We start from the raw sequence: 23,988 nt of genomic DNA on the forward strand, positions 1-23,988 counted from the left end.
TAGAAAAGTATAGTTATATAGTTATTTCATTAACACTATCTACCTCTAATTGATTTTGAAAGACAATAAATTTTAATTTCTTAGAAACCCCTATAACCTCCTGGGTTTCATATAAATCTTGAATCGAAAATCTTGTATTATAAGCTTTATTTATTCTGTTTACTAAAACAGTTGCTTTTAAACTATTACCTCCTAACTCAAAAAAGTTGTCTGTAATACCAATTTTTTCTAATCCTAATACGCCTTTCCATATAGCTACCAATCGTTCTTCTATCTCATTGGTTGGAGCTACATATTCCCGTTGAATGATATCTTCTATACTTACAGGTGGTAATCCCTCCTTATCTATCTTACCATTAGGAGTTAATGGCATTTCATCTATAAACACATAATAACTAGGCAACATATAGTCTGGTAATTCTTGACTTAATGACAGTCGTAATTGTTGTTTATCTATAGGAGTCCGACATACCAAATAACTTACAATCACAATATCTTCCTGTATCATTGTTGTTACAACAACGCTTTGGTCAATACCTTCTTGCGATTGTAGCACATGTGCTATCTCTCCTAACTCTATACGATGACCTCTTATCTTTACTTGGCTATCTTTTCTTCCTACATATGCTATAGTACCATCTGGCAACCATTTTCCTAAATCTCCTGTTTTATATAGGTTTCCGCTTTCGCGAAAGCGGTTTTCTACAAATTTCTCTGCCGTTAATTCTGGTTGATATAAGTATCCTCTTGATAATCCATCTCCAGAAATACATATCTCTCCAATAACTCCTATAGGTTGTAATTCTAATGCTTCAGACAATATATAAAACTGTGTATTGTCTATTGGTCTACCTATAGGAACCGAATTCTCATAAGATCCTTCAACCCTATAATAACTACTATACGTAGTATCTTCTGATGGACCATATAAGTTTCTTAATGCAATCCCCGATCCCGCAAAATAATTAGAAATACTTACAGGAAAAGCTTCTCCCGCTAAGTTGATACCCACAGCATTCTCAAAAGACACTTCTTTGTCTATAAGAGTCTGTATCACTGAAGGAACGGTGTTAATTAACACATTCCTATCTGTATCTATATAATCTGCAATGGATAAACCATTTGTTAATAAACGAAGCTGCTTACCTATGCTTAATGGGTAGAAAAACTCATACACCGATAAATCAAAACAGTGAGAGGTTACGCCATAAAAAACATCAAAATCAGTATCACTAAACGCTTTCATTGACCAATGCAACATAGATGAAGCATTCTTATGAGTAATCATCACTCCTTTAGGTTTACCCGTAGATCCTGATGTATAAATAATATACGCCAGATTATCCGAACTAAAAGAGATCTGTGGAAGTGCCGTCGAAATAATATCTGCTTTTCTAAAAGATGATAAAACAGACTCGTCTATTGTGACTTTACAACTACTATCTTGTTCTATATAAGCAATACGTTGTGTTGGATAATTAGGGTCGATAGGAACATATGCACAACCCGCTTTTAAAACAGCAAGTAATGAAATAAGTAACCACTCACTTCGATCTAACTTTACACCAACCAAATCTTCTACCCCTAAGTCATAATTTACTAAAAGGTAATGAGACAACTCATTTGATAGCTCATCTAATTCTCTATATGTAAAACTCTTTCCTTCAGAAACAACAGCAATTGTTTCTGGTGTCTTTGTAGCTTGATTTATAAACAGGTCTACTATCGTAGTATCTGGATATGCAACTGTTGTATCATTAAAATCATATAATAACTGAGACTCTTCTGAAGATCCTAAATAATTAAGAGTTGCTACTCTTTGGCTCGGAGTATTAATACCCTCTAATAAGAAGTTATTAAAATGATAACATAAACGTTCTACAAAATCTGATTCATAAATATCTGTATTGTATTCTATATGTAATGATAATTGATCTCCTTTCTCTGAGAAAATAAAACTCAAATCAAATTGACTAACCTTTCTCTGATATCCTGTATATGGTTTTAAAGTCAACTCATCTATTTCTAAAGTATCTGATCCAAATAAATCTTGTTGATTTTGTAATACAACAAGAACATCAAAAAGAGCAGATCGACTCGTATCCCTACCTAAACCTAACTCTTCTACTAGATTATCAAGTGGATAATCTTGATGAGCGTATGCATTTAACAACGTGTTTTTTTGTATTGCTAGTAACTCTTCAAAACTTGATGTTTCTTTAAAGTTTGTCCTAATAGCTAGTGTATTTAAATACAATCCTATTTGATTTTCTAAATCGGCATGATCTCTACCAGCCACTGGAGTACCTACTATAATATCATTCGTATTTGCATACCTAGATAACAACCCGTTAATCCCAGTCATTAAGACCATAAATAAACTAGCGTCATACTTCTTTGAAAACAATTTTAAACGTGTACTTACCTCTGTAGAAAAATCATATGTTACTGAGTCTCCAACATACGTCTTAATTTTAGGTCTCATTTTATTTGTAGGAAGGTCTAGTACTGGTAAATCTCCACTGAATGTATCTAACCAATACTCCTCTGACACTTTTAATTTAGATATTTGGGTATGACTTCGTACCCAAGAAGCATAATCTTTATATTGTATTGTAAGATTTGGTAAGTCTATATCTTTAGCATGAACCAAATGATCATAAATCATTATAAATTCTTTACTTAATACTTCCATAGACCAACCATCACTAATAATATGATGCATATTAAAAAGCAATACATGTCTATCCTCTGATAATCTTATAAGATCTAAACGCACTAAAGGTGCTTCTCCTAAATCAAACTGATATTTATAGCTATTAGCAACTCTTTTTTCTAAAGCCACTTCTTGATCTTCAACCTCACTATAATCATAGCAATCTATTTCAAAATCGATAGCTAAGGCGTCTACAATAAATTGACGTACCTCTCCTTCATCATTTCGTTTGAAAAAAGTCCTTAAAACTTCATGTCTAGTAATAAGAGCATTAAATGCCTCTGTTAATTTATCTACATTTAGAACTCCTTCTAGTTCAAACGAACCTGGAATATTATACGCTTTATTACCTCCCTCAAACTGACTTAAAATCCATAAACGGTGTTGCGATGATGTTAGTACGTAACTTTCTTGATTTACTACTTTAGGTATTGAAGTAAAAGATGATTCTTCTAGCCTAGATATGATTCCAGAAACTGTAGGGTTTAAAAACACCTCTTTTACACTAATCTCATATCCTAACTGACGAGTAATCTTGTTAACGAGTAATGTCACTTTTAAACTATGTCCTCCTAACTCAAAGAAGTTATCTGTTATTCCTATTGTATCTATTCCTAATACTTCTTCCCAAATAGATACTAATGCTTTCTCTAAAGATGATATAGGAGCACTATATTCTTGCTGTACAATATCATCCACCCCAACTGATGGTAATGATTTCTTATCTATTTTACCATTAGACGTTAGTGGTATTGATTCTAATTGCACATAATAACTAGGCAACATATAATCAGGTAATTGATCACTTAATAATGCTCGCAACCCTTGTTTTTCTATTTGTTCTTCTCCAGTTATATATGATACAATAACTTGATCACCTTCTATATTCTGTACGACAGTAACACATTGATTGATATTATCCTGAGATAATATAGCATGCTCTATCTCTCCTAATTCTATACGATATCCTCTTATTTTTACTTGATCATCTTTACGTCCTAAAAATTCTATAGTACCGTCTGATAACCACCTTGCAACATCTCCAGTTTTATATAACTTGGCGTTTTCTATAAAAGGGTGTGGCACAAACTTTTCAGAGGTCAAATCCTCTCGATTTAAATACCCTCTAGACAAGCCGTCTCCAGAAATGCATAATTCTCCAAAAACTCCAATAGGCTTTAATGACAGCGTATCTGATAAAATATACAGTTCTGTATTCATTAATGGCTTTCCTATAGAAATTATAGTACTTTCTAAATGACTTTTATCAATCTTACACATAGTAGAACTAATAGTCGTTTCTGTAGGTCCATACTCATTATAAAAATCAGTAACCTCAACCATTTTTTCTGCCAGACTTCTTGAACAAACTTCTCCTCCAGCAATTACCCTTCTTAAAGCTTTACAAGATGCCAGATCATTTAAATGTTCTAAATAACTTGGCGTAGCATGTAAGTGTGTTACTGAATATTCTTGTAATACTTTTGTTAAATCAGCAGGATCGACAATACGATCTTTCGATACTCCAACGAGTGTTGCTCCATTCAATAAGGTTAAAAAGATTTGCTCCATAGAAGCATCAAAAGCTGGGTTTGAAAATTGCAAAACACGTTCTGAGCTACCAAAATCAAAAGCTTCAGTTTGATTTGTAATATAATTTACTAAACTCTTATGTTCTATCATCACCCCTTTAGGCTTCCCTGTTGAACCAGATGTATAAATAACATACATCAGGTTACTTGAATTTATAGAGATTGTAGGTAATGTACTTTCATAATCATCTCGAGTAGACATAAAGTCAATTAATAGATGCTCATCAATGGTAACTTTGCAATTACTATCTTCTTCTATATATGTTATTCTTTGCTGTGGATCATTAGGATCTATAGGAACATACACTCCTCCAGTTTTTAAGATGGCTAATAATGAGATATACACCCACTCACTACGATCTAACTTTACAGTTATTAAGTCTTCTACTTCAACATTAAAATTGTTTAATAAATAATGGGCCAGTTGATTTGAAGCATCGTCTAATTCTTTATAAGTGAAATTTCTATCTTCAAATACCAAAGCAACTGCATCTGGTGTTTTTGCAACTTGCTCCCCAAACATATGTACAGCTGTCTTATCTAAACTATACGCTACTTTTGTAGCATTAAAATCCTGTAACAGGATCTCTTTTTCTGTTTCAGGTATATAATCTAAAGAAGTTAAAGATTGAGAAGGATTTTCTATAAGTGCATCAAGAACGTTAAGATATACTAATAACATACGCTCCATAGTAGCGTCCATAAAGATATCTGCATTATAATCCCACTCTACAGAAATTCTTCTGTCTCGTTTATTATCTGTTATAAAATCAGTTTGCTCATATATCGTATTTACTACAACACTAATATCAAACTGTGATGCTTTATTATGTCCTTTTATAATTTCTATTTCTGCATCCAGTAAAGACATACTCTGTACTGGAACATTAATAAAACTAAACATATATTGAAATAAGGGATGTAAATCCAAACCTCTTTCTGGATTTATTCTTTCTACAACTTTATCAAAAGGGGTATCCTCATAAGCATATGCATCAAGACACGTTTCTTTTACTTCCTGAAGAACGTCTAATAAGCTATCATCATTAGAAAATGTTGTTCTTAAAGCGATTGTATTTACAATCATTCCCAAAACTTCTTGAAACTCCTTATGACGTCTATTTGCAACTGCAGTTCCTATACATACATCTGTCTGATTACTAAATTTATATAAAGCAATTTTAAACGCTGTAATCATTGTAATAAACAATGATACATTCTGCTTCTCAGAAAATCGTCTTAATCTTTCAGAAAAATCTAGTGTAAACACATGGCCCACAGTACCGGCTTTCTTTGCCGAAGTTTCTGGTCTTTCATAATCTAATGGCACGAGTAATTCATTAGAAAATCCTTCAAATTTGTTTTCCCAAAAATCTAATTTCTCGTTAAGCACGCTTTCGCGAAAGCTATCTTTTTCCCAATAAGCATAATCTTTAAAAGTAACTTCTGGTTTCTTTACCTCAAAATCTGGGTCTCTTTTAAGCTCATTATAAATATCTACAAAATCTCTAAATAAAATTCCTTGCGTCCATCCATCTAATATTAAATGATGTTCACAAAATATAAGAACACTCTCTTCACTTGAAAATTTTAATAACTCTACTCTAAAAAGAGGGCCTTCTTCTATTTGAAAAGCAACACGTTCTATTCTTTCTAGACAATCAGCAATCACTTTTTCCTTATTTGCTTCTTTTACATGTGTACAATCAGTAACAGGAATAGTATATGAATATGGCGATAATATCTTTTGATAAGGCGCTCCATCTAGATTTACAAAAACAGTTCTTAGAATCTCATGCTTCTCTATAAGTTTTGAAAATGTTTTTTCAAGCATTTTAACCGCTACAAAACCATTTAATTTTATAGCTCTAGATACATGATATGATGTATCTGTATTATCCAATTGATTTAAAAACCACAACCTATCCTGAGCATAAGATAATGGGTATAATTCCTGGTTAGGAGCTATAATGTTCTGTATTTCTTTCTTATCTAAAGAAGGAACTAATTCACTTATCTCTTTAATTGTAGGAGATTTATAGAAATCTCTTAATGACAGTTCTACACCTTTTTGATCTCTTAAACTACTTATAAATTGATTGGCAAGTAATGAATGTCCACCTAATTCAAAGAAGCTCACATTAACATCTACCTCATCTAGTTTTAATAACTCTTGCCAGATAATCGCAATCTCTTTTTCTTCTACTGTTGATGGTAGTTGAACAGCTTCTTTAATGTTTATAGTTTTTGGCTTTGGTAAGCTCTTTATATCTATTTTTCCATTAGGAAGTAAAGGAATAGCATCTATAATTACAAAATGAGTAGGAATCATAAATTCTGGTAAACATTCTTTTAACTCAACGACGAGCGAAGAAATATTTATAAATGATTCGTTTGCCACTAGATAAGCAATTAAAATAGGCATTTCTTTCACCTCATCAATACACACATAACTGTCTATCACATATGCATTTGCTTGTTGTATTGCCTGTTCTATTTCTCCTACCTCTATTCTATATCCTTTATAACTTAACTGACTATCTTTTCTTCCATAAAAAACCAAATTATTATCTACGTCCCACTTTCCTAAATCTCCTGTCTTATAAACACGTTCTCCATTAATATGTATAAAAGCATTCTCAGTTAATTCTTTTTTATTTAAGTAAGAAACAGCTAGACCTATTCCTGAAAGTCCAATCTCTCCGATGGCTCCTTTAGGTAATATTCTAGTTCCATCTAGAAGATACACTCCTCTATTTGTAATAGGTTTTCCTATAGGAAGCGTACTATCTATTTTGCTCACCTTGTGATACGTAGCACATACAGTACTTTCTGTAGGTCCATAAGTATTATAAACATTATAAGTATCTATAAGTTGGTCTACTTGATGTGGTTTTAAAACATCTCCTCCACTAATAAGTGTCTTAAAGTCTAAACGATAGTTCTTATGATTGTCATTAAAATATTGTAAAACAAAAGGATTGGTACTTAATAAAGTAACTCCAAATTGCTCACATTCTCTAAATAACTCATTAAAATCTTTAGTATCATTTGCAATCACTAAGTTTCCTCCTACCGATAGAATAGGAAAAATTTCTTCTATAGATGTATCAAAAGCTGTAGAAGCCTGTTGTAATACAATATCTTCTTCCGTAAGGTTAAAATAATCACTAAACGTCAAAATATAATCATATAACGAACTATGATTAATGACAACACCTTTAGGGGCTCCTGTAGAGCCAGAAGTATATATAATATATGCCTCATCATTAATCTCTAACTGAACAGGAGTATAATCCTCAAATGATATATATTCTTCTATAATAGTATCTATATTACATTCTCTCTCTTCTGCAATCGTACTAGAAAATGAATCTGTTAAGATCAAATCTAATTGCGCATCTTGTATTATATATTGTTTTCTTTCATCCGGATATGTATCATCGATAGGAACATAGACAGCTCCTGCCTTTAAAGTAGCTAGAATTCCTACGATACTTTTTTCAGATCTTGAAAGCATGACACCTACTTTATCTCCTTTTGTAACTCCTTTTACTTGTAGATATGAAGCTACTGTATTTGCATAAGCTTCGAGAGTTTCATATGTCAATGAGTTGGTTTGATAAGATACTGCTGTTTTAGAAGGGTAATTCATGAGAGCCTCATTCCATAAATGTAAAAATGTATCTTCTGGTCTTTTTATTACAGATCCTATTGAGATGGATTGTACCTCTTGTAATTGCTTTTTATTAGAAATCTCAATATCTGCTATAGCAGTATCTTTAGTATCCTTTAATTGTGTTAGTACTTTTCTAAAAGATTGAATAAGTTGATTTGCTTCAAATCTTGAAACATATTTTTCATTTATATCAAATCTAAAACTAAGTTGACCATTCATATCTTCAAAGACATGTATAGAAATTGGATCTTCTTCACTATCATTAGATAATGGATATATTCCAGCAGTATTTCCTGCAAACTCAGATTCATATTGCATACGCTCATATGACAATCTAACATCATAAAGTTTTGAAGCTTCTTGAGATATATTTCTTAGTATATCTGCTTGTTGAAAACGTTGATGTCTATAGCACATAAAAAGTGTGCTTTTTATTTCTTTTATAAAATCACTTAAAGAAGTTGTTGTCTCTAAAATAAGTTTTAAAGGAAGTAGGCTAATAAATGGTCCAAAAGTGCGTTTCTCAACAGCATTCTTTCTATTTAAAATAGGCATCCCTAAATTAACTTCACTCCTATTATAGAATTTTGATAATACAATAGAAAAGCATCCTAATAGCAAATGAAAAATACCTAATCTTTCGGTTTTTGCAAACTCCCATAATGCTGCATTCTCTTTTTCAGTGAGTGCTATTTCTATATTGCAATGATTTGTTGATTTATTAGTACCTGTATAAATTAAAGATGGTAATTCTGCATAACGCTCTAACCAAAAATCCTTATCATTAGAAAAATCATCCGAAGCCCTATAGGCATTTTCAGATGCAATAAAAGCTTCATAAGATTTTGTATTCTTTTCTATACACGCATCGTCATAAACAACATCAGTACTTAGTTGCTCATAAATTCTTTTTACTTTAGTATATAATAACTGAAATGAAAAACCATCAGATATTATATGATGTAATTTTGAATACCATATATAAGATTGAGGTGATATTTTAATAAGCCACATTTTATATAACTGTGTATCATTCTTTACATCAAAAGGCACAATAAAATCATCTTCTATTGCCTTAATAGCTTTTGATTTATCTGATTCTTCTATATATGTTAATGCTATATCAGTATTTACTTCTTGAAGAGTATATACCGGAAATCCGCTTTTATCTTCAAAAACAAAAGAAAAAATATCATTCTCCTTGGTCAAGATATCAAATGCTGCTCTAAAACGATCAACATCAATACTTCCATTTATAAATGCGTAGCCACCAATATTATATTTTGGCGACTCACTCTCAAGCATCTGATCTAGCCAGATATACTTCTGTACGTTTGTGACATTATTTTTCATCAGATTGCTTTTGATAATTTAGACAAATAGTGAGAAGGCAATGTTGCTGTAATGTTTTGATTTATAGAATCTATACGAACAACAATCTTATTATTATTATTCACATTTAAAATTTCACATTCCATTCCTGTAAATGCTCCATATTGAATCATTACTAATTCCCCTTTTTCTAATAGTTCAGTGCTATTCTGAATATCTTCTATACCATCAGAATCTAGTAGAAATTTAATTTTTTGGATTTCACTTTCTCTAATAGTGGCATATACAGATCCACATTTAATAAAAGTACAAGCTCCATTTATTGAAGATGCATTATAAAAGTCTTTTGCATTTTCAATCATAACAAATACATATGATGGAAAAAGTGGAACATCTATCACTTTCTTTCTATCACTCCAGGTACGAACTGTTTTTACTAGTGGTAAAAACGATTGTAGACCAGCTTCCTTTAGTAAACCATCTACTTTATGCTCATGGCGTGACTTAACATAAAGAACATGCCAACCTATTTTTAGAAGTTTTCCCATAACTATTATTTTTAAAGGTTTAAAGGATAAATGAATGATTCTTATAAAAAAAACACAGCTTCGCTTCCTTGACTCACATCTCGTTAATTCTTAAAGGAAATTATGTTTTATAAAATTTGATCTCTTCTATATAGTAGTAAGTAAGTAACTATACGAACACTCTTCTTATATATTCAAAGTGTTATTTAATAATGACGTTTATTAAGCATCATCGTATTAAGATTCAAAATTTCAAGTATTTATAATAAGTCTGCAACAGTCTGCTTCATTTATTATTTGATACAAACATATATCTAACAAGTCTTCAAAACAAGTAAACACTGTCCGTTTTCAGGAAAGTTCACCCGTATTTCGCGGAAAACAGATGCTTACAAATTAAACGTAAATAACTGATTATCAATATTTTAAAATTAATTTTTTAAAATATTAGCAAATACACATATTGAAAGTTGTTATCAATAGTAATGATTTGTAAATCCGTTAAAATTTTACTTTTTTTAGTTAAAATGAAGGTTCTTGAAGTTTCAAAAAAATGAGAAATAGTATCTATAATAAATTATAGATTATTAACAAAGAAGATATCTATCAATATTATTGTATATCTATGCTTTTAGTATGCAATAATATTGATAGAAAAATGTATATGCGTATGTCTAATAGAGATTATATATCTCAATATGGGTAACAAATACGATTTATAACCACATTACTATATAAAGGAGATAATAATACTTTACTATATAACAAACATATACCTATATTTATACAATGTAACTGCTTGATTATTAAAATGAATTTATATAAAACAAGCTATATATTGTGTTCATTTATATAAATAAACATAACTTTAAAAATTATTTTTTTTCATTTATAGGAAAAATAAACATATAATATAGGTGTAATACTATTTTTATTTCTAAATAAAACAGTATTATGCTGATTTTAAAATATTTAAAAATTACATAAAAACAGAAAACGTTATTAGTAGCGTTTATAAAACGATAAACTGGTCGCATATAAATATGATAAGACTTAAAACTATTATAACTTTCTTACTAATCATATCTGGTTACACACCTATATATTCTCAAAATCCCTCTAAAGAGGATGTGCAACTTCTTACTCAAAAAAAGTATGAAGAACTCTCTGAAAATTTTCTTCAATTCGAAAATGAAACTTTAAAAGCGATTCCCTATGCTAATGCATTCCTTCTAAAAGCCAAACAAGAAGATGATGTTATTAAAAAAGCTGAAGGATATTATATGGTGGCTAAAGTTTCTGAGTATAAAGATGCTTTGTTATATGCAGATTCTATTATTACAATTACAAAGGACAAGGAAGATTTTGAATACCCAGCAAAAGCACATTTATTAAAAGCAAGTATTTTAGGATCTCAAAGTAATTTTCAAGAATCTATGGATGAGTTGGCAAAAGCTAATAAGCATGCTAATGATAATGACAATATAGATCAACAATACCAAATAAAATATTTCATTGCTTTACTCAAAAATAATTTAGGACTACATGAAGAAAGTCTTGAGATTTTGAAAAACGTTGTAACGTATTATGAATCTAAATACTCAGAAAACAAAGAGGATCAAAATAAAAATGACTATATAAAATCACTATATGCATACGGAAATGCTTTTAACATCTTGCAGAAATATGACTCCGTACAAAAATTTAACAATAAAGCAATACGATTAAGTTTAAAATCTAAAGATAGTAGCCTTTATAATAAATTACTTTTCTCTTCTGCTATTGTTCATTACAATAGAGAAGAATATCAATCTAGTCTTGATAGTATTAGAAAATTACAAAAATTTAACGCAAAGAAAAAAATTGAATTTGGGACTAAGACTAGAATAAACTTTTTCTTAGGAAGAGTATTTTCTAAACAAAAGAAAATAGACTCTGCCCTTTATTATCTTGTAAAAGTAGACTCCGCAGCTTTTAAAGACAAGTATTACTTCCCATCTTTAAGGGAAAATTATGAGTTATTAATTAAATATCACAAAGAGACAAAAGATATAAAGCAACAATTATTTTATATAAATAGACTCCTTGTAGTGGATAGTATTTTAGATAACGATGTAAAATATTTATCTCATCAAATAAATGAAGAATACTCTAAACCTAATTTAATTTTAGAGAAACAAGAAATTATAGAAGCATTAGAAAAAAATAATATCACCACAATAATAATATTAGTCATCCTATCTATCTTTGTTATGTTACTAATCATAGTAATTGTTAGGAATAATAAAAAACAAAAAATATACAAAAAACGTTTTCAAGAATTAGTAGAAAACAAGAAAACTCCAAATACAACTCCTGTAAAAGGGAAAGAAGCTTTTACTGAAAAAGAGCCTAAAGAAATTGGCATCTCAGAAATAATTGTAACAGATATATTAAAGAACCTAAAGAAGTTTGAAGAAAACAAAGATTTTCTTCAACCAAATATTTCTGTTTCTAGTTTATCAAAACGTTTTAAAACAAATTCAAAGTACTTTTCTAAAGTAATTAATGTTCACAAAGACAAAAGCTTTAGTAATTATATAAATGAATTACGTATAAATTATGTTGTAGAAGAATTAAAAATCAATTCAAAATTTAGAAGATATACCATAAGAGCTATTGCAAATGAAATTGGTTTCAACACTACAGAAGCTTTTTCTAAATCTTTTTATAAAACTACAGGTATATATCCATCATTCTTTATGAAGCAACTTGAAAAACAAGAATCTTCAAAAAAGAATTAGTAAAAGAAACGTATAGAATCTTCTAATACTCCAAATTACTAAATTAGACAATCCTGATACTATCATTTAAGGGAGTTAAAACTGATACCTCTAATTAAGAAAAATCAGAGAACTCAATCTACAGAAAATACAGCCAGGAATAATTAACTATATAAAACACCTTTTCTTTCTATATAGTATTAACATCTCATCATTATAAATTATAATGCTTGATCAAAGATGTTATTCTTCATTTTCATTATACAAATAAAGATCAGCTTCACTTAAGTATTTTTTCGCTTAAAGCGAAAAGACATAATACATTAATCCATATTTCTCTATGCTCAAAACTCACACTTTATCATCTATAAGGTTTCAAAAAAACGTAATTAGCACCTAAAATTCAACTATGATATTATACTCATCATATAATATTCTTCTGATTTATCTTATAAAATCATGAATAGTTCATCTTTTTCTTAATAGATGCCCTATAAAGCAAGGATTTTCAAATAATATATAATAAACTGATAATCAGAATATTATGACACCGTTTTCATGAAAACAGACATCTGTATTCCTGAAACCACTTGGACACCGCTCAAAAGACACCTTAATTCTTACAGATGACTAGTAGTTTAGCACTGTCATTAATCGTAAAAATTATAACAATGAAAACATTTAAAAAAACCAACGTACTTAGTCTTGAAAAATTTCAAATCGCTAAACTAAACAACATTAATAGTATTAGAGGTGGAGCCGCAAACAATGCAAACAATGTTAACAATACCGAAGAAGAAGGAGAAAGTGAAGACACAATTACAATTACTACTACTTGGCAAGTAAATCCGATTGGAGGATAATACCTCAAAAGTGAATTACAAATAATAAAAGGAAGAATACATAACGTATTCTTCCTTTTAAAAAAGCAATTTTATGAGACATATCTATCTATATACATTTATATTAAATATTGTGATTACAGTAACTATGAATGCACAAAATAGGAATATGTTACCTCCAAAAATTGTTATTGATCAATACCACGGGCAAAATATTGAAGATCCATATAGATATGTAGAAGATTTATCAAACCCAGAGGTAAAAAATTGGTTAACTACTCAAAACGAAGTAGCTCAATCTTTCTTAAATAACATTGAAAAAAGACAATCTCTTATTAATAAGCAAATAGAACTTGATACAAGAGATGAGTTTGTTATATCCAAACTTAAAATTTCTCGAGATGAATATCATTTTTATTTAAAAAGACTTCCTCACGAAAATGTAGCTAAGCTATATTATAAAACTTCATTTACTAATGAAGAGCACTTATTATATGACCCTACTATATTTAAACCCTCTGAAAAGAAAAAATTTGTTATAAACTATTTTCAACCAGATTGGAAAAACTCAAATATAGCTATTAGTCTAACTGAAAAAGGGAAAGAAATTTCTCAAATGATTATTTTAAATATTCAAACAAAAAAAATCTATCCTGAAATATTAGATAAAACTTGGCCATCTGATATGAAAGGAATTAACTGGTTGCCTGACAATTCAGGATTCACATACGTTCATTTCCCCAATGTGAACGATCCTTCTAAAAATTTCTTGTTAAATAGTGTCTCTTTACTACATCGTATTGGAGAAAGTCAAGCATTAGATACACCCATCTTCTCTAGAGCCCTATGTACTTCACTTAATATTAAAGAAAAAGACTTCCCCATTACATCTATTGAAAATCAATCTAGTAAATATTTAATAGGTGCAATTGCTGGTGCAGAATCATATTACGACACCTACTATTCATCTATTAAGACTATAGAATCTAATAGTTGGACACTATTATTCTCAAAACAAGAATTAATTAAAAGTTATACAATCATAGGAGATTCTATTATATTTAAAACAGCTTATAATGCACCTAACTTTAAAATAGGAATTACATCAATACAAAATCCAGATTTTAAAACAGCTAGAATAATCATTCCTGAAAAAAAAGATCAAGTAATTACAGATTTTGCAATCACATCAGAAGGCCTCTATTATATAACTAATAAAAATGGGGTGCAAGCAAAATTATACAAACACACACCACAAAAGGATGAAGAAATTGTACTTCCAAAAGCATATGGAACTATAGAAATTCATTCTCTAGGAAATACATATCATAAATTTTGGATAACAGCAAAAGGCTGGACCACAGATACTATGCGATATGAATATAGTCAGGACACACTTGTACTTAGAAATATAAATAATACCGTAAATTCAAATATATTAAAAGATATAGTTATCGAAGAAATAGAAGTAACTGGTCATGACGGACAGCAAATTCCATTATCTATATTCTACCATAAGGATATGGTTAAAAATGGAAAAAATAGAGTTCTAATGGACGGATATGGCTCATATGGCATCTCTATGAAACTCTCTATGCGTATTCATAGGACATTATGGCTATTGGAAGGTGGTATATATGCAATTGCTCATGTAAGAGGTGGTGGAGAAAAAGGGATCAATTGGCATAAAGGTGGCTACAAAGCTTCTAAACCAAATACTTGGAAAGATTTTATTTCCTGTGCAGAGTATCTTATCTCAGACCAATATACATCTTCAAAAAAACTCGCTATACTAAGCGGAAGTGCTGGAGGTATATTAATAGGTCGTGCCATCACAGAACGACCTGATCTATTTGCAGCAGCCATCATTGAATTTGGTACTGTAAATATGCTCCGTTTTGAAACACATAATAATGGTGCCAATAATACTAAAGAATTTGGGAGTGTAAAAGACCCAGAAGAGTTTAAATCGTTATTAGAAATGGATGCCTACCATCATATTGAAAAAAACGAAAAATACCCTGCTGTTTTTCTGACTGCTGGGTTAAATGACCCTAGAGTTCCTGCATGGTTCTCAGCAAAATTCATAGCAAAACTACAAGCTTATGATGAGTCAAACAATCCAAAACTACTTCTAGTCGACCCTGAATCCGGACATGGAATAGATGATACAAAAACAAAGATTTTTGAACGTTATGCAAACATCGTCGCATTTGCTTTTAAACAAACTGGACATCCAGATTATCAATTTTAATCTTCATTATTTAATTCACGTTACAATCTATTAGGATCACTAGTTATAGGATATCCCATCTCCTTAAGATCCATCCGTAAGCCTTCTAATGTATTATGTGTTTTATAATCAAAACTAACACGACTCTTTGATACATCAATTATTACATTTGAAATCCCAGCTGTCTTATTAAGTCGTATTGCAACTGCATGTTTACAACCATCGCATCTTAAATTCTGTATGGTTACTGTTGTTCTCATTCTATATTTTTTAGGATATAAACTTATAGGATACCTAAAAAACAACAGATGACTTTTATCACCTTTTTAAGAAAACATAGCGCTTACTTTTGAGCTATAAACTTCTTAAAATTATTCTTATGAAAACAATCATCGTACCTATAGACTTTTCAAAATATTCTGAAAATGCATTAAAAGTTGCTGCACAACTAGCTAGAAAAAAACAAGCAAAAATTGTTGCCGTTCATATGATGGGATTAAGTGATGCAAATCTTATTAAAGAAGATAATACAATGGAAGGGTTATTCTTTATAAAACTCACACAAAAGCGTTTTGAAGAATTTCTTAACAAAGATTATTTAGAAGGAATTATTGTACATCAAACTGTTAAGAATTATAAAATATTTAGTGAGTTAGATGATGTTGCAAAAGAGCATAAAGCAGATCTCATTGTGATGGGATCACACGGTAGTAGCGGAATCCAAGAAGTATTTGTAGGTTCTAATACAGAAAAAGTGGTACGGACTGCTAGTGTTCCTGTACTTGTTATAAAAAACGAAACCGACTTTACAATGACAAAAGCAATTTTTGCTTGTGATTATAAATTAGAAAGTCTTGATGTGTTTAAAAAAGCAATGCATCTTTTTAATCTATTAGGAATAGAAACAAATTTAGTCTACATAAATCTCCCAGGAGAAAACTATAAAAGCACACAACAAATAGATCAACAAATTGTAGATTTTTTAGTACATCTGGATCTAGCGTATAAAATAATTCCTGAAGATATTACAATCTATGGAGATTACTCAGTAGAGCAAGGAATCTTTAATTATGCAAAAAAAATAAAAGCAGGTATTATTGGGATTCCAACACATGGCCGTAGAGGTTTGGCTCATTTCTTTTCAGGAAGTATAAGCGAAGATATTGTAAACCATTCTGAACTTCCTGTCATTACTTTTAAAATGTAGGTATACGCTTTCGCGAAAGCGTAAAAAACTATAAGCCTTCTATCAAACGGTAGAGGGCTTTACCATCTTCTATCTTAATACGCTTACCATCGGTGGTAATCCATCCTTCTTTTTTAAAAATAGTAAGTGTTCGTATACAAGCTTCTTTTGCAGTTCCTACCACATTTGCAATATCTTCACGTGTAAGTGTCATTGCTATATAGCCATCCCTATCGGTTCCAAAGTTTTTTTCTAGATATCTTAATGTCTCAGCGATACGCTGTTTTACCGTTTTTTGAGCCATATTAACAATCACATCATCTGCAAACTTTAAATCATTTGCCATATGTACTAAAATGGCTTTTGTAAATTCGACATTATTACTAATGTTGTCGGTAAGGTGATTTTTAGGAATATAACACACCTCCATATCATTAAGAGCCACAGCACTTAGATTGGTCTTTTCTTCAGTAATAACAGATCGTTGTCCAAGGACTTCTCCTTTGGTTGCAATTTTTACAATTTGATCTTTCCCATTATCACTCATCTTGGATAATTTGGAGACCCCATTACGTACACAAAATACACCATTAAGTTTCTCACCCTCTTGAAAAAGTGCATCTCCTTTCTTTACAGACTTCATGACTTTACTATCCGAAATCCGCTTTAATTCTTCTTTACTTAGGGCTTTAAGTGCATTTAATTGTCGTATGATACAATTCTCGCACCTACCCTCTTGATGATCATCCATTATTCCAAAATAATTATATAAAGATACTCGAAGTAAAAATCAAAGACAAGGATTTTATACGATGTAATATGTAGCTATAAATCATAACGTCACTTATTTCTGCATGATGACAAAAGTCATCTTTTAAGAGTCCATCTTTCTTCAAATTTGCACTAGGTATAATAAGACAAACGTCTGAGCAAATTTAATAACTATGTCTACTTGTTTCCATTGTGGTGATGAGTGCAGGAAAACTGTAATCACGTATGATGACAAATCATTTTGTTGTTATGGATGTAAAACAGTTTTTGATATTCTTAATGATAATGATCTATCTTATTATTATGATTTAGAACGCACGCCAGGAATCACACCCAATACAACCGAAGATACATTTAAGTTCTTAGAAAATGAGCAAATTGTAGCAACGCTTCTCGATTTTGACGAACAAGAAACACAAGTCGTGTCATTACTCATCCCATCGATACATTGTAGTTCTTGTATTTGGGTTCTCGAAAACTTAAATAAACTAAATCCTGCTGTAAAAACGGCTCGAGTAAATTTCTCAAAGAAAACAGTAAGTATTACCTATTCTTCAAAGTCATTTGCACTTCAAGATCTAGTGATTCTACTTTCCAGAATAGGATATGAACCATATATATCATTAGAAGATGCCTCAGAGAAAAAATCTACTATTGATAGAAGTTTGCTCTATAAATTAGGCGTAGCAGGTTTTGCTTTTGGAAACATTATGTTCCTTTCATTTCCAGAATATTTTGAAGTACATGGATTTTGGCTAGAAAAATTTAAGCCTATTTTTAGGTGGCTTATGTTTGTATTTGCCGTACCTGTCGTTTTATATTCTGGTCGTGACTATTTTATTTCTGCTTATAAAGGATTACGTTCTAAAATCTTAAATATAGATGTTCCTATTGCTATTGGTATTTCTGTATTATTCATACGCTCTACCATAGAAATTGCTATGGATTGGGGAACAGGATTCTTTGATAGTATGGCAGGATTGGTCTTCTTTTTATTATTAGGGAAGTTTTTTCAGCAAAAGACCTATGCTTTTTTATCTTTTGAGCGTGATTATAAATCCTATTTTCCTATTGCAGTAACTCGCTTATTACACAAGAATGAGGTTTCTAATTCCGCTTTCGCGAAAGCAAAAAAAGAAGAACAAGCACAAGTATATGAACTTAAAAAAGGAGATCGTATCCTCATAAGAAATGGCGAGTTATTACCCGTAGACGCTATTCTCATAAAAGGACAAGCCATCATAGATTACAGTTTTGTTACTGGTGAAGCTGTTCCTGTCATAAAAAAATCTGGCGACTACTTATTTGCAGGGGGACGTCAGCAAGCTACTCCTATAGAAGTAGAGGTTTTAAAACCTGTTGAACAAAGTTATTTAACTCAGTTATGGTCTAATGAAATCTTCTCAAAAAATAAGCAAAGTACTTTTGAATCTCTTACAGATAGCATCAGTAAACGATTTACGATAAGTCTTTTAATCATTGCAATTGTTGCTACCACAATTTGGTTATTTATCGATTCATCGGTTGCTCTTCACGTATTTACAGCGGTACTCATCGTTGCTTGTCCTTGTGCCATAGCACTAGCAGCACCATTTACATTAGGAAACTTAGTTCGCATTTTTGGTCGCCATAAGCTATACATAAAAGATAGCTCAGTCATTGAGAAATTAGCACATATTGACATTGTTGTTTTTGATAAAACAGGTACACTTACCTCTAGTATAAAAAATACAATTACATATGAAGGTATCACACTAACAGAAGATGAAAAATCATTATTAACCAGCACAGTAAGAGCTTCTAATCACCCTTTGAGTCGGTCTCTTTACGACATTCTAGAGAAGAACAATATCCAGACTCTAGATGATTTTAAAGAAGAAGTAGGACAAGGAATTACAGGAGTCATAAACAATCATACTATCAAAATAGGCTCTTATGGTTTTGTAGACACATCTCAAAAAAAAATAAACCAAATCCATCATAGAACGACCGTACATGTAAGTACTGATAATATTTACAAAGGGTGTTATGTCTTTTACAATGAATATCGCGATGGTGTAAAAGAAGTTTTTGATCAATTAAAAACAACAACAAAACTGGTTATTCTTTCTGGTGATAATGACGGAGAGAAAGAATATTTGACACAGTTACTTCCTAAAAAAACAATCCTTCTTTTTAATCAAAAACCAGAAGACAAACTTACGTATATCAAGCACCAACAAGAATTAGGGCAACAGGTATTAATGATAGGTGATGGATTAAACGATGCGGGAGCCTTAGCTCAAAGTGATGTGGGTATTGCTATATCAGAAAATGTAAACGTATTCTCCCCTGCTTGCGATGGAATTTTGGATGCATCTAGGTTTAAGGATATCACTCAGTTTTTATTACTCTCAAAAAAAGGAATTCGAGTTATAAAACACGCTTTTATATTCTCATTATTCTACAATTTAATTGGTCTAGGGTTTGCTCTTACAGGGAACTTAGCGCCTGTAGTAGCAGCTATCTTAATGCCTCTTAGCTCTATAAGCATTGTCGTATTTACTACATCAATCACCTATCTATTAGGAAGAAAACTTAACACATCAAATCATACATAACATATGCAAAATATTCACAATCCGCTTTCGCGAAAGCGAACTCAAAATATATTTCTGAAAGCTGACAAAAGTCATCTTTTTCGAGCATTGTCCCCCGTAATTTTACATCATAATTCAGGTAGGTATGAGTATTATTTATATGCTTTTGGCAATTAGTATTGTTGTAGCACTTGTCTTTTTTGTAGCATTCATTTTTTCAGTAAAAAAAGGACAATATGATGACACATATACGCCTTCTGTGAGAATGCTTTTTGAGGATGAAATTGTCAAAGAGAAAACAGATCTACCCGAAAATAAAACAACAAAAAAACCAATCAAATTAAAAGATCAACCTAAGTAACTATGGAAGTACAACAATTTTATTACGATAATAAGATCGTACGCAAATTCATTGTAGCAACAATGTTTTGGGGCATTATAGGAATGAGTATTGGATTACTACTTGCCTTTATGTTTTTATTCCCAAATCTTACGGAAGACATTTCTTGGCTTAGTTTTGGTCGTTTACGCCCATTACATACCAATGCCGTTATCTTCGCTTTTGTAGGAAATGCCATTTTTGCAGGAGTATACTATTCTACACAGCGATTACTTAAAGCTCGTATGTGGAAAGATTGGTTAAGTAATCTTAACTTTTGGGGATGGCAAGCCATTATTGTAGGTGCTGCAATCACACTTCCATTAGGGTTTACAACTTCAAAAGAATATGCAGAATTAGAGTGGCCTTTTGATATTGCTATCACATTGATTTGGGTAGCATTTGGAGCCAACTTAATAGGGACCATTCTCAAACGTCGCCAGCGTCATTTATATGTAGCGATTTGGTTTTACCTAGGCACCTTTGTCACTGTTGCAGTATTACATATTGTAAATAGTATGGAGGTTCCCGTAAGTGCTTTAAAAAGTTATTCTATGTACGCAGGTGTACAAGACGCACTTGTACAATGGTGGTATGGCCACAATGCGGTGGCATTTTTCTTAACCACTCCTTTCTTAGGACTGATGTATTATTTTGTTCCTAAAGCGGCTAATAGACCTGTATATTCTTATAGACTTTCTATAGTACACTTCTGGTCATTAATTTTTATTTATATCTGGGCAGGACCACATCACTTATTATATTCAGCATTACCAGATTGGGCACAAAACTTAGGTGTAGCCTTTTCTATAATGCTTATTGCACCATCTTGGGGTGGGATGATTAATGGCTTACTCACCCTTCGTGGTGCCTGGGATAAAGTACGTACAGACCCAGTACTTAAGTTTATGGTTGTCGCCATTACTGGATATGGTATGGCCACTTTTGAAGGCCCCTTATTATCTCTTAAAAATGTAAATGCCATTGCACATTTTAGCGATTGGGTGATTGCGCACGTTCACGTAGGTGCCCTAGCTTGGAATGGATTCTTAACCTTTGGAATGGTTTACTGGATGGTTCCTAAACTATTTAAAACCAAACTCTGGTCTACCAAACTGGCAAATGCTCATTTCTGGATAGGAACATTAGGAATCATATTATATGCATTACCTATGTATGTTGCTGGGTTTGTACAAGCATCTATGTGGAAACAATTTAACCCAGACGGAACACTTACCTATGGAAATTTCTTAGAAACTGTAAGTGAGATTGTTCCTATGTACTGGATGCGTGCTATAGGAGGTAGTATGTTTATTATAGGTGCTTTAATAGGAGTATATAATATCATTATGACTGCTCGTGCTGGACAAAAAGTAACCGATGAACTTGCAGAAGCAGCTCCTCTACAAAAAGTAACAAAAAAACGTACTACAAAAGAAGGATACCATACCTGGTTAGAGAGACGACCTGTTAAGTTAACCATCTTTGCAACCATTGCGATTTTGATAGGTGGCATGGTACAAATCATTCCATCATTGATGGTAGATGATTATGTTCCTGTAATATCAAGTGTAAAGCCTTATACCCCTCTCGAATTAGAAGGTCGAGATATTTATATACGAGAGAGCTGTGTTTCTTGTCACTCACAAATGATTCGTCCTTTTAGAAGTGAAGTAGAACGTTATGGTGAGTACTCCAAAGCAGGAGAATATGTATATGATCATCCATTCCTTTGGGGAAGTAAACGTACAGGACCAGATCTTATGCGCATCGGAGGGAAATATAGTGACAACTGGCACCTAAATCATTTCTATGACCCTCAAAGTACTTCATCAGGATCTATAATGCCTTCTTACAAATGGATCATTAGGAATAAACTAGACCGAGGAAATACTCAAGATAAAATGGAAGCTATGCTTTCTCTCGGAGTTCCTTATACAAAAGAAGATATAGAACGTGCGTATGAATGGATGGATACACAAGCTACTCTAATAGAAAAGAATCTTTATAACGATCCTGATTTTGCAAAGACCTATGAAGCAGATAAAAAGTACGCCCTAGAAAATGGAGAAGATTTTATAGAAATGAAAGATCGTGAAGTAGTTGCTTTAATTGCCTACCTACAACGATTAGGAACAGATATTAAAGTAAAAAATCCTGACAACACTACCCTTAACATAAACGAATAAAGCTATGCTCAAATTTATAAAAGGAAACTTAGAAAATATAGAAGGAGTTGAGATCTACCCGATCATCTCGTTATTGATCTTCTTCATCTTCTTTACAGCACTTTTTTGGTGGGTGTTTACCACAAAAAAGGCACACATCAAAGCCGTAAGTAACATCCCTTTAGAAGATGATACGATCATTCAAAAAGACATACAATTATGAGAACAATAGCATCATTTTTAAGAATACTCGGGTTTTCAATTTTTGGTTACTTCTTCCTAGATTATGTAGGAACTACTGGAGATACATCTATCTTCTTAGAAAAGCCTTGGATGTGGATTCTATTTGGAGTGATTATGCTCTTTTATATCGCCGCCGAAATATGCGTGGCAGCACTTAAGAGCATACTTTACAAAACATTATCTCCTGAAGCAAAAGCGAGATATGATAAAAACATCGCTACAGAAAAAGAAAACCAATTCAAATGGCTTAAAGAAAAATACAAAAAATCTTTAGATAGTAAAGCTCTTGCAGAAGAACATGAGATAATACTCGATCATAATTATGATGGGATTAAAGAGTTAGATAACAATCTACCGCCGTGGTGGGTATATATGTTCTATGGTACCATTGTATTTGCTGTTATTTACTTAGTCCGTTTTGAAGTGCTTAATGATTATAGTCAAGTAGAAGAGTATGAAATTGCTGTAGCCCAAGCGCAATTAGAAATTGAAGAATGGAAAAAAACAGCCAAGAATCTTGTAGATATAAATACGGTAACCTTCCTTACTGATGCATCTGATTTAAAAGCAGGCCAATCTATTTTTAATGATAATTGTGTTGCCTGTCATAAATCTGATGGTGGGGGTGGTATAGGTCCTAATCTTACAGATCCAAATTGGATTTTGGGCGGAGGCATCAAAAATGTATTTAGTACCATTTCTGAAGGAGGTCGTGATGGAAAAGGGATGATTTCTTGGAAAACAGAACTCAAGCCTGCAGAGATGGCACAAGTAGCTAGTTATGTATTAACCCTTCAAGGCACCACGCCCGCAGAACCTAAAGCACCTGAAGGAGACATTTGGATAGATCCAGATATGCCAACAGAAGCTACACCAGAAACTCAAGAAATCACTATAGATACTACAGCTATAAAAACAATCAATGAATAAATAATCATTTGCTCCTACCTGCCAATAGGCAGGTTCACAAAAGTGAAGT

General features: G+C 31.7%; 13 protein-coding genes. 9 read left to right on the forward strand and 4 right to left on the reverse strand.

The genetic code is table 11. The features are described 5' to 3' along the window. Positions 1-13: 13 nt before the first annotated feature. Complete coding sequence (locus tag ABJD27_RS11810) at positions 14-9,340, reverse strand: amino acid adenylation domain-containing protein (RefSeq protein ID WP_348162393.1); 9,327 nt, start codon at positions 9,338-9,340, stop codon at positions 14-16. Beyond that, positions 9,340-9,867 carry a UpxY family transcription antiterminator gene (locus ABJD27_RS11815; protein ID WP_348162395.1) on the reverse strand — a complete coding sequence of 176 codons (528 nt, stop codon included), beginning with the start codon at positions 9,865-9,867 and terminating at the stop codon, positions 9,340-9,342. The genes ABJD27_RS11810 and ABJD27_RS11815 overlap by 1 nt, the downstream gene beginning before the upstream one ends. Positions 9,868-10,889: 1,022 nt before the next feature. Here ABJD27_RS11815 and ABJD27_RS11820 point away from each other — a divergent pair. The 3 genes from ABJD27_RS11820 (at position 10,890) to ABJD27_RS11830 (ending at position 15,704) form a co-directional block, all read left to right on the forward strand. Continuing rightward, positions 10,890-12,629: a helix-turn-helix domain-containing protein gene (locus ABJD27_RS11820; RefSeq protein WP_348162397.1), complete on the forward strand. Its 1,740-nt coding sequence runs from the start codon at positions 10,890-10,892 to the stop codon at positions 12,627-12,629. Between the two features lie 650 nt (positions 12,630-13,279). After that, complete coding sequence (locus ABJD27_RS11825) at positions 13,280-13,471, forward strand: hypothetical protein (protein ID WP_348162399.1); 192 nt, start codon at positions 13,280-13,282, stop codon at positions 13,469-13,471. A gap of 73 nt (positions 13,472-13,544) precedes the next feature. Further along, positions 13,545-15,704, forward strand: coding sequence for a prolyl oligopeptidase family serine peptidase (locus ABJD27_RS11830; protein ID WP_348162401.1), 2,160 nt, complete (start codon positions 13,545-13,547; stop codon positions 15,702-15,704). Between the two features lie 20 nt (positions 15,705-15,724). Here ABJD27_RS11830 and ABJD27_RS11835 read toward each other — a convergent pair whose 3' ends face one another. Then, the gene (locus tag ABJD27_RS11835) at positions 15,725-15,943 is read right to left on the reverse strand and encodes a heavy-metal-associated domain-containing protein (RefSeq protein ID WP_348162403.1); all 219 of its coding nucleotides are present in this window, start codon (positions 15,941-15,943) and stop codon (positions 15,725-15,727) included. A gap of 119 nt (positions 15,944-16,062) precedes the next feature. Between ABJD27_RS11835 and ABJD27_RS11840 the strand changes: the two genes are divergently transcribed. Beyond that, positions 16,063-16,890, forward strand: a complete 828-nt coding sequence (locus tag ABJD27_RS11840; protein ID WP_348162405.1) for a universal stress protein — start codon at positions 16,063-16,065, stop codon at positions 16,888-16,890. Positions 16,891-16,918: 28 nt separating this feature from the next. Here the strand turns inward: ABJD27_RS11840 and ABJD27_RS11845 are convergent, their stop codons facing one another. Beyond that, entirely contained in the window at positions 16,919-17,620 is a 702-nt protein-coding gene (locus ABJD27_RS11845) for a Crp/Fnr family transcriptional regulator (protein ID WP_348162407.1), read from the reverse strand. Between the two features lie 193 nt (positions 17,621-17,813). Between ABJD27_RS11845 and ABJD27_RS11850 the strand changes: the two genes are divergently transcribed. From ABJD27_RS11850 to ABJD27_RS11870, 5 genes are all read left to right on the forward strand, one after another. Beyond that, entirely contained in the window at positions 17,814-20,240 is a 2,427-nt protein-coding gene (locus ABJD27_RS11850) for a heavy metal translocating P-type ATPase metal-binding domain-containing protein (protein WP_348162409.1), read from the forward strand. A 124-nt stretch (positions 20,241-20,364) separates the two neighbouring features. Continuing rightward, the gene (gene ccoS, locus ABJD27_RS11855; protein WP_348162411.1) at positions 20,365-20,580 is read left to right on the forward strand and encodes a cbb3-type cytochrome oxidase assembly protein CcoS; all 216 of its coding nucleotides are present in this window, start codon (positions 20,365-20,367) and stop codon (positions 20,578-20,580) included. A 2-nt stretch (positions 20,581-20,582) separates the two neighbouring features. Next, positions 20,583-22,787 (forward strand): cytochrome-c oxidase, cbb3-type subunit I, encoded by a 2,205-nt coding sequence (gene ccoN, locus ABJD27_RS11860; protein WP_348162413.1) that lies wholly within the window; start codon positions 20,583-20,585, stop codon positions 22,785-22,787. A 4-nt stretch (positions 22,788-22,791) separates the two neighbouring features. After that, a complete protein-coding gene (locus tag ABJD27_RS11865) occupies positions 22,792-22,989 on the forward strand; it encodes a CcoQ/FixQ family Cbb3-type cytochrome c oxidase assembly chaperone (RefSeq protein WP_348162415.1) in 198 nt (65 codons plus the stop codon). Continuing rightward, positions 22,986-23,939, forward strand: a complete 954-nt coding sequence (locus ABJD27_RS11870; RefSeq protein ID WP_348162416.1) for a cbb3-type cytochrome c oxidase N-terminal domain-containing protein — start codon at positions 22,986-22,988, stop codon at positions 23,937-23,939. The genes ABJD27_RS11865 and ABJD27_RS11870 overlap by 4 nt, the downstream gene beginning before the upstream one ends. Positions 23,940-23,988: the final 49 nt, after the last annotated feature.

The organism is Dokdonia sp., from assembly GCF_039945015.1.
In the GTDB taxonomy this organism is placed as follows: domain Bacteria; phylum Bacteroidota; class Bacteroidia; order Flavobacteriales; family Flavobacteriaceae; genus Dokdonia.